The following is a 1,973-nucleotide window of genomic DNA, read 5'->3' as shown; positions in this document are numbered from 1 at the left end:
GCGGCCTGGCCGTTATCCAAAAATAAAACGTTCTCCCCTTCGAACCGACGAGGCCAAAAAAGAAGAGAACAACCATGATCTTTCCCACAAATGAAAAAACCACGCGAAAAGCACCCAAACAAAGGCGCCGCCACGCAATCCATCACCCGCAAGCACAAAAGGACCCAAAACAAACAAAGGCCCCCGGCACCCACCGGCAACACACACGCAAACGACAACCAAACAAGCACTTTCCCAAAAAAGTATTAGTTAGTACATCGGCACACTATTGAGTTCTCACACAACACACACCCACGAAGACAACCACCCCAACCAGGGCAACCACCACGTGAGCAGCAGAAGAAGACTCTACCTTCACTGCAAACACAAGTCAAACCGACCGTGAATACAAAGTAAACTCTCCCCCACATCACCACAACAAGCAATCACATCGCCCTGTCGCGCTGACCCCGGATACATTACACACACTTCACACATAAAGCGAACCCGCAGGTCACGGAGCATTTTGTAACGCGCATCAGCACATTAACAGCCATAAGCAATCTAACAACAACACGCGCGAGGCAGTAAGTGAAGCGTGCTGGATCTAGTTCCTACCTCGGTCCTGGAATCCGTCCGAGCATCACCACGTTCCACGATTCTTAACACGACGCTCCAACTGAGGGAGTCGACACTCTCTACAAGACAAAACTCATTCATACGCAAGACTCGTGAACATAGAAGCGGAAATCGAACTTGCCACTTTGCGGACGATGCATTGGTAAAGAATTATGCGGATACACAAAGTGCTGGACTAGCCACACCACGGGAAGCGCAAACCAAGTGCTACCTTGCCTATTTCATCAACCCAGGGTCGTAAAAAGCGGAACTAACCCCAGGACACTTGAACATACGCATGAATACCTCGGATATAGAGTGCTCCACCGAAAATGTGTGGTGAAGCCATATGAATCCGGAAGCGAGATTGAATCAGAGACCACTAAACGCGGGTGTCTATTCATCCGCAAGTTCGAGGATGTTCCCGATGATGGTGGGCAAATGCTCATTGAGGGAATAGACCGCACGCCCCGGCAGGTTATCGCGAACCTATTGGACTGGATGGAATTACTGCTTAGCTGAAAGCGGAAAGAGCAAGCGGACAAAGAGGTGGTGACTGAAGCTCCTAGTTTCAAATGCGATTAGCTAGGTAGCTTGTACGAGTCTTTCTACCAACACTGGGAGCTGGTACCACCCCGAGATCTGATTAATCGATTCGAGGTTCTACTCGCCGAGGTAATCCAACTGGTACCCTGACTGGCCGAAGCAGAGCTGTTTGAGTCTGAGCAGCGAGCGTGGGCGTCTTCCACTCCGTCAGTATGACCGGTGTGGAAGTGGGTACATATCAACACTGTTGCCCCCCTCACTACGTTTCGTACCAAGATAAGGACATGGGAGAAACTCGCTGCTTGCTAGTTGATTGACTCAACCACGTCGACCCCTGTCTTGAGCACAAAGCAAATTTGACCGGCTCTAACAACATGGTTGATCCGAGCCGTTCATTGGAATGACTAGAGGTGCTGCATCGGCTCTTTGGCTAGTTGCCGGTATGCACCAGTAATCGTTGTACGACCGACGTATTTGATTCTGATTTGCTCGTAGGTTTGCTGCCGGTCGACTAAAGGTTTGCATATCCGCCGCGATCAAACCGACCTAATGGCAAACCGTCCTAACCAGAAAGAGACCATAAGCATTAAAACGCTAGTTAATTCCGTTTACCTGTGGGTAAAACAAAAGTGGGCCGCAGCACCCAACCCCACACAAGGGGCAAGGCAACCACGACCCACACAATAAACTTTTTATGCCGGCGGCGACCTACTCTCCCACACCCTCCCGAGTGCAGTACCATCGGCGCTGGTGGACTTAGCTTCCGGGTTCGGAATGGGACCGGGCGTGACCCCACCGCTAACACCACCGACAAAAACCAGGCAACAACC

2 protein-coding genes and 1 rRNA gene are annotated in these 1,973 nt (G+C 50.8%); 2 read left to right on the top strand and 1 reads right to left on the bottom strand.

Annotated elements, in window-relative coordinates; all coding sequences use genetic code 11:
* Positions 1-822: 822 nt before the first annotated feature.
* Positions 823-1,119 carry a ClbS/DfsB family four-helix bundle protein gene (locus ADB08_RS11865; RefSeq protein WP_323633107.1) on the top strand — a complete coding sequence of 99 codons (297 nt, stop codon included), beginning with the start codon at positions 823-825 and terminating at the stop codon, positions 1,117-1,119.
* 243 nt (positions 1,120-1,362) lie between these two features.
* Entirely contained in the window at positions 1,363-1,452 is a 90-nt protein-coding gene (locus tag ADB08_RS11895; RefSeq protein WP_369707167.1) for a ClbS/DfsB family four-helix bundle protein, read from the top strand.
* Between the two features lie 386 nt (positions 1,453-1,838).
* Here the strand turns inward: ADB08_RS11895 and rrf are convergent.
* Positions 1,839-1,955: ribosomal RNA gene (gene rrf, locus ADB08_RS06780) — 5S ribosomal RNA — on the bottom strand.
* Positions 1,956-1,973 lie beyond the last annotated feature (18 nt).

The sequence above is a fragment of the Corynebacterium sp. 239_CJEI genome, assembly GCF_001055995.1.
GTDB lineage: Bacteria > Actinomycetota > Actinomycetes > Mycobacteriales > Mycobacteriaceae > Corynebacterium > Corynebacterium jeikeium_D.
This window is presented reverse-complemented; position numbering and strand designations above follow the sequence as displayed.